This window comes from Bradyrhizobium sp. P5_C11_2 (assembly GCF_054049755.1).
In genome coordinates, this window is record NZ_JBFULT010000418.1 from 1 (window position 1) to 6,735 (window position 6,735).

A 6,735-nucleotide genomic window follows, 5' to 3' on the forward strand; every position below is an offset into this window, starting at 1 on the left:
CACCACGTCGCTCCTTGCCAGCACCGTGTCGAGATCGGCGAACTCCACGCCCGGATGGCTCTTCGGCGAGCGGTTCCAGGCGATCACCTTCATGCCGCTGCCCGATGCAATGCGCGCGACTTCCGCGGCGATGCCGCCGAAGCCGATGAGACCGAGCGTCTTGCCGGTGAGCTGCATGCCGTCCTCGCGCAGCCAGTTGCCGCCGCGCATCTCGCGATCCATCATCGCGATGACGCGGGCCGACGCCCACATCAGCGCGATCGCGGATTCCGCCACCGCGGTGTCGCCATAGCCCTTGATCAGATGCACGGAGATGCCGAGTTCGGCGAGCTCTTCGGGGTTCATATAGCTGCGCGCGCCGGTGCCGAGGAAGACGACATGCTTCAGGCCTGCGCACTTCTTCGCGACCTCGGTCGGCAGCGCGGTATGATCGACGATGGCGATCTCGGCGCCGTCGAGGATCTCAGGATATTGCTCGGGCTTGATGTCGGGATCGCGGTGGATCCGCACCTTGGGATCGCCGGGTTGCTCCAGCCGCTCCATGATCACGGCCAGGGCTTCGTTGGCGTCGACGAAAACTCCGCGCATGGCGCTACTCCGCTGAAATCAGGATGCGACGCCGGCGATCGCCAGCACGGTATGCATCAGCACGTTGGTGCCAGCGGCGCAGTCGGGCTGCGTCGCATCCTCCAGCTCGTTGTGGCTGATGCCGTCCTTGCAGGGCACGAACACCATCGCGGCCGGCATGACGGTGTTGAGGTTGCAGGCGTCGTGGCCGGCGCCGGAGGTGATGCGGCGAGAGGAATAGCCGAGCGTCTTGGCCGCGTTCTCGACGGCTGCAATGAGCTTGGGATCGAAGTGCGTCGGCGGCTTGCGCCAGACCAGGTCGATCGTGACCTCGACCTTGCGGCGCGCGGCGATCTCGGCAATCGCGGCGCGCAGGTCGCGATCGAGCGCATCCATGATTGCGCCATCCGCGCTGCGGCAATCCATGGTGAAGGCGATCTCGCCGGGAATGACGTTGCGCGAGGGGTTTGCGATTACGGCTTCGCCGATGGTGCCGACCGCGTTCGGCCCGTGCTTCCTGGCAATGGCCTCCATCGCCAGCACGATCTCCGACAGTGTCGCCAGCGCATCGCGCCGCAACGGCATCGGCGTCGAGCCCGCATGGCTCTCGAACCCGGAAATCTTGCCGTCGTACCACAACACGCCCTGGCCGGAATCGACCACGCCGATGGTCTTGCCTTCCGCCTCCAGGATCGGGCCCTGCTCGATGTGCAGCTCGACGAAGCAGCCGAGCTTCTGGAAGCCGACTGGCTTGTCGCCGCGATAGCCGATGCCGTCGAGCGCCTGGCCGACGGTCGTGCCCTCGGCGTCCTTGCGCGACAGGATGTCGTCGGTGGTGAAGTCGCCGACATAGGCCGCGGACGCCATCATGGCTGGCGCGAAGCGCGATCCTTCCTCGTTGGTCCAGTTGACGACGCAGATCGGCGCCTCGGTCTCGATGCCGGCATCGTCCAGCGTGCGGATCACTTCGAGCGCGCCGAGCGTCCCCAAAATGCCGTCATACTTGCCGCCGGTCGGCTGCGTGTCGAGATGCGAGCCGATGCCGACGGGCAGTTTCGACATGTCCCGTCCCTTGCGCAGGCCGAACTGGGAGCCGAGCGCATCGACATGCACCTCGAGGCCGGCGTCCTCGCAAGCCTTGCGGAACCAGTCGCGCACCTGCTTGTCTTCGCTGCTCAGCGTCAATCGCCGCACACCGCCCTTGGCCGTCGCGCCGAATTGCGCGGTCTCGTGAATGGAGCCCCAGAGGCGGGCGGAATCGATTTGCAGGTTGGTGGCGGCTCGGCTCATGCGGTCAGTCTCTCAGTGGTCCGGCGTCTTTTTCAATGACGCGCCAGCGCGGGCGCGTCAACCGCGAGGCTGCTCTGCGCGATCTGACATGCAAGCTCGGCGACGCGCTCCACCGCCACGACGTCGGGCGAGGCGAGCCAGCTCGCCGTGAACGTCAGCGGCGCGATGTTCAGATCGGTATCGAGCAGTTGCAGCCGCCCGTCCGCGAGCTCGTTCTCGACGATGGCGTCGGGGATCACGGCGACGCCGAGCCCCTCGACCGCCATGTGAATGACGGTCGCCAGCGAAGCGGAGGCGTGCAGCCGGATCGGCGGCAGCTCCGGCCGGTCGAACACTTCGCGCACGACCTCATACGGCCTGGTCTTGCGCGGGAAGGTGATGATCGGAAACCGCGCGAGGTCGGCGCGCGTCACCGGGCCATTGCCGAGCCCGAGCGAGGGGCTCGCGAGAAAGCCGATTGGATAGTCGGCGAGCACGCGATTATGCACGCCGGAGGTCGACAGCGGTCCCACCACGAAGGCAAGCTCGATCTCCTGCGCGAGCAGGCGCGCGGTGAGGTTCGGCGTGATGTCGACCTCGATCTCCAGCGACAGGTTCGGATAGACCTGGTTCACGCTCTTCACCAGCCGCGGCAGCCAGGTGTGCACGATGGTCTCGGCGACGCCGAGCCGCATCACGCCGCGCATCGCCGAACGATCGCCGACCTCGGCCATCATCTGAGCGCGCAGGCCGATCAGCTTTTCCGCATAGACCATCATCTGCCGGCCGCTCGGCGTCGGCGAAGCCACGCGATGGTCGCGGTTGAGGAGTTTTACGCCCATCTCGCGCTCGAGCTGGGCGATGCGCTGGGAGATCGCGGGCTGGGTCGTATTGAGCCTTTGTGCGGCGCCGCGAAAGCTGCCGAGCTTCACAACCCAGAGAAACGTCTCGATCGATCTGAAGTCCAGCATTGGAAGGATTTTCCCGATCGATAAAGAATMTTTATCGATATTGATTAGAAAGGAAGATTAGACTTTATAGCACGCTTGGTGTTGGCTGTCTTTGTCGAGTTTATAGGCAGGTCGATCACATGACTGTTTTGGTGGCAGTGCAGCAAACTGAAACGCCCGACGCCCTCCCGAGCCGCCAGGCGCGGCTCGCCTATCGCGGCGGCGAGGTCGGCTCGACTGCCGGCGTCGCCCCCGGCTTCGTCCAGGGCAATCTGGCGATCCTGCCGGCGGAATACGCCGGCGCCTTTCACCRCTTCTGCCAGCTCAATCCGAAGCCGTGCCCGATCATCGGCATGTCCGACGTCGGCAGCCCCCACATTCCCGCGCTCGGCGCCGATCTCGACATCCGCACCGACGTGCCGCGCTACCGCGTCTGGCGCGACGGCGAAGTCGTCGACGAGCCGACCGACGTCAGCAAATACTGGCGCGAGGATCTCGTGACCTTCGTGCTCGGCTGCTCCTTCTCATTCGAAGAGGCGCTGCTCGACGAGGGCATGCCGATCCGCCACATCGAACAGAACGTGCGCGTGCCGATGTACCGCACCAGCATCGCGTGCGGTGAATCCGGTCCATTCGCCGGTCCCATGGTGGTGTCGATGCGTCCGTTCAAGCCGGCGGATGCGATCCGCGCGGTGCAGATCACCTCGCGCTATCCCGCCGTGCACGGCGCGCCCGTGCATCTCGGTCATCCGCATCTGATCGGCATCAAGGACATCGCCAAGCCCGACTACGGTGATCCCGTTCCTGTCGCCGACGACGAGATCCCGGTGTTCTGGGCCTGCGGCGTCACGCCGCAATCGGTCATCAACGCCGCCAAGCTGCCGTTCGCGATCACGCATTCGCCGGGCTTGATGCTGGTGACGGATCTGAAGAACAGGACCATGGCCGTGATTTAATGGGCAGCGTTTGCTGCTTCTTCGGGCTTTACCGCATCCATCAATCACTTCATTCGATCAATCGAAATTCAGAAACAGAGGGCTTTGCCATGACGATCACTCGCCGCGACGTGTTGCTAGGTGCCACCGCCACTGCCGCGCTGGTGCCGCTGGCGGCGCGCGCACAGACATCGGAAGTCGTGATCGGCGTCATCTATCCGTTCTCCGGCGGCAGCGCCCAGCAGGGCGTCGACGCGCAGAAGGCCTACGAGACCGCGCTTGAGGTCATCAACAAGGACACCGATTTCGACCTGCCGCTGGCCAAGGGCGAGGGCCTGCCGGGCCTCGGCGGCGCCAAGGTTCGCCTCGTGTTCGCCGACCACCAGTCCGATCCGCAGAAGGGCCGCGCCGAGGCCGAGCGCCTGATCACCCAGGAGAAGGTCTCCGCCGTCATCGGCACCTATCAGAGCGCGGTCGCGGTCACCGTGAGCCAGATCTGCGAACGCTACCAGATCCCGTTCGTGTCCGCCGACAACTCGTCGCCGAGCCTGCATCGCCGCGGCCTCAAATATTACTTCCGCGCGTCCCCGCACGACGAGATGTACTCGGCCGCGATGTTCGACTTCTTTGACGCCATGAAGAAGAAGGGCGCCAAGATCGAGACGCTGTCGCTGTTCCACGAGGACACCATCTTCGGCACCGATTCCGGCAACGCCCAGGCCAAGATCGCCGGCGAGCGCGGCTACAAGATCGTCACCGACATCAAGTACCGCGCCAACTCGCCGTCGCTGTCGGCCGAGGTGCAGCAGCTCAAGACCGCCAACGCCGACGTGCTGATGCCGTCGAGCTACACCACCGACGGCATCCTGCTGGTCAAGACCATGGCCGAGCTCGGCTACAAGCCGAACGCGATCGTGGCGCAGGACGCCGGCTTCTCCGAGAAGGCGCTCTATGACGCCGTCGGCGACAAGCTCGAAGGCGTCATCTCGCGCGGCACCTTCTCGCTCGACCTCGCGCAGAAGCGCCCGATGGTCGGCAAGATCAACGAGATGTTCAAGGCGAAGTCGGGCAAGGACCTCAATGACCTGACCTCGCGCCAGTTCATGGGCCTGATCATCCTCGCCGACGCGATCAACCGCGCCAAATCGGCCGATGGCGAGAAGATCCGCGATGCGCTGGCGGCGACCGACATCCCGGGCGAGCAGAYCATCATGCCCTGGAAGCGCGTCAAGTTCGACGAGATGGGCCAGAACAACGACGCCGACCCGGTGCTGCTGCAATATGTCGGTGGCAAGTTCGTCACCATCTTCCCGCCGCAAGCCGCGATCGCCGAGGCGATCTGGCCGATGAAGTAAGGTGCGAAGAGCGGGAGCTCAGACTTAGCTCCCGCCCTCATCCTGAGGAGCGGGCGCAGCCCGCGTCTCGAAGGACGAGGGTGGGCCCATCCTTCGAGACGCGCGCTGGGGCGCGCTCCTCAGGACGAGGGCGTATTATGGGGGACGACTTGTGACAGCCCAAGCCATTATCCAGAGTCTCGCGAGCGGCCTTCTCATGGGCCTGCTCTACGGACTGATCGCGGTCGGCCTCGCGCTGATCTTCGGCCTGATGGACGTCGTGAATTTCGCCCATGGCGAGTTCCTGATGATCGCGATGTATGCGAGCTTCTTCCTGTTCGCGTTCTTCGCCATCGACCCCTTGCTGTCGGCGCCGCTGGTCGCCGCAGCCCTGTTCGTGTTCGGGGCGGTCGTCTACCTCTTGATTGTACGCTTCGCCATGCGCGCCAAAGCAAACGCCGGCATGGTGCAGATCTTCTCCACCTTCGGCCTTGCCATCGTGATGCGCGGGCTCGCGCAGTTCTTCTTCACGCCGGACTACCGCAGCATCCCGCAGTCCTGGCTCGGCGGCAAAACCATCTCGGTCGCCGGCATCTTCCTGCCGGAGCCGCAGCTGATCGGCGCGCTGGTGTCGATCGCGGCCTTTGCCGGCCTCTACTTCTTCATCAACCGCACCGATTTTGGTCGCGCGCTTGAGGCGACCCGCGAGGATCCCGGCGCGGTTGCGCTGGTCGGCATCGACAAGAACCGCGTGTTTGCGCTGGGCTGGGGCCTCGGCGCCGCCTTGGTCGGCCTCGCCGGCGCGATCATGGCGGTGTTCTTCTACATCTACCCGGACGTCGGTGCGTCCTTTGCGCTAATCGCCTATGTCACGGTGGCGCTCGGTGGCTTCGGCAGCGTCTTCGGGGCCTTCGCCGGCGGCATCATCGTCGGCCTCGTCGAAGCGGTCACCGCATTGGTGCTGCCGCCGTCGCTGAAATCGGTCGGCATCTACGCCGTCTATCTGCTCGTCGTCTTCATCCGGCCGCGTGGCCTGTTCGGATCGATGTGATGGACAAGAATTTTGCCGCGCGGCGCCGCCGCGACCTGATCATCGCCGCGGTGCTGGCCGCGCTCGCCGCGCTGGCGCCGCTGTTCGTCAAGGATGTCTACGTCCAGAACATCCTGATCCTGACCCTGATGTACGCGGCGCTGTCGCAGAGCTGGAATATCCTGTCGGGCTATTGCGGGCAGATCTCGCTCGGTCATGCGCTCTATTTCGGCATCGGCGCCTATACCACCGAGCTCCTGTTCACCAAGTTCGGCGTATTGCCCTGGTTCGGCATGCTTGCCGGCGGCGTGATCGCGGCTGTCATCGCGATGGGGCTCGGCTATCCCTTCTTCCGCCTGCGCGGCCATTACTTCGTGATCGCGACCATCGTCATCGCCGAAATCGGGCTGCTGCTGTTCCAGAACTGGGAATGGGCGGGGGCTGCGATGGGAATCACCATTCCGGTGCGCGGCGACAGCTGGCTGAAATTCCAGTTTCTGCGCAGCAAGCTGCCGTACTTCTATTTCGCTCTGGTGCTGTGCTGCCTCGCCTGGTTCGTGACCTGGTGGCTCGAAGATTCCAAATGGGGTTTCTGGTGGCGCGCAGTGAAGGACAATCCGGAAGCGGCCGAGAGCCTCGGCGTCGTCGTG

At 64.7% G+C, this 6,735-nt stretch carries 7 protein-coding genes; 4 read left to right on the top strand and 3 right to left on the bottom strand.

Annotated features, from left to right (window positions below; genetic code table 11):
• The 3 genes from ACXJL8_RS29575 to ACXJL8_RS29585 form a co-directional block, all read right to left on the bottom strand.
• Nucleotides 1–588: NAD(P)-dependent oxidoreductase (locus ACXJL8_RS29575; protein ID WP_456686060.1), on the bottom strand; the 588-nt coding region annotated here is incomplete at its 3' end.
• Nucleotides 589–606: 18 nt separating this feature from the next.
• Nucleotides 607–1,857: an allantoate amidohydrolase gene (locus ACXJL8_RS29580; protein WP_456619244.1), complete on the bottom strand. Its 1,251-nt coding sequence runs from the start codon at nucleotides 1,855–1,857 to the stop codon at nucleotides 607–609.
• Nucleotides 1,858–1,889: 32 nt separating this feature from the next.
• Complete coding sequence (locus ACXJL8_RS29585; protein WP_456619243.1) at nucleotides 1,890–2,807, bottom strand: LysR family transcriptional regulator; 918 nt, start codon at nucleotides 2,805–2,807, stop codon at nucleotides 1,890–1,892.
• Nucleotides 2,808–2,926: 119 nt separating this feature from the next.
• Here ACXJL8_RS29585 and ACXJL8_RS29590 point away from each other — a divergent pair, with 119 nt between their 5' ends.
• The 4 genes from ACXJL8_RS29590 to ACXJL8_RS29605 form a co-directional block, all read left to right on the top strand.
• Nucleotides 2,927–3,742 carry a putative hydro-lyase gene (locus tag ACXJL8_RS29590; protein WP_456686061.1) on the top strand — a complete coding sequence of 272 codons (816 nt, stop codon included), beginning with the start codon at nucleotides 2,927–2,929 and terminating at the stop codon, nucleotides 3,740–3,742.
• An 89-nt stretch (nucleotides 3,743–3,831) separates the two neighbouring features.
• On the top strand, nucleotides 3,832–5,076 hold the full coding sequence (locus ACXJL8_RS29595; RefSeq protein WP_456686062.1) for an ABC transporter substrate-binding protein: 1,245 nt from the start codon (nucleotides 3,832–3,834) through the stop codon (nucleotides 5,074–5,076).
• Nucleotides 5,077–5,227: 151 nt separating this feature from the next.
• The gene (locus tag ACXJL8_RS29600) at nucleotides 5,228–6,106 is read left to right on the top strand and encodes a branched-chain amino acid ABC transporter permease (RefSeq protein ID WP_456619240.1); all 879 of its coding nucleotides are present in this window, start codon (nucleotides 5,228–5,230) and stop codon (nucleotides 6,104–6,106) included.
• The coding region (locus ACXJL8_RS29605; protein ID WP_456686063.1) for a branched-chain amino acid ABC transporter permease at nucleotides 6,106–6,735 on the top strand (630 nt) is incomplete at its 3' end. The genes ACXJL8_RS29600 and ACXJL8_RS29605, both read left to right, overlap by 1 nt.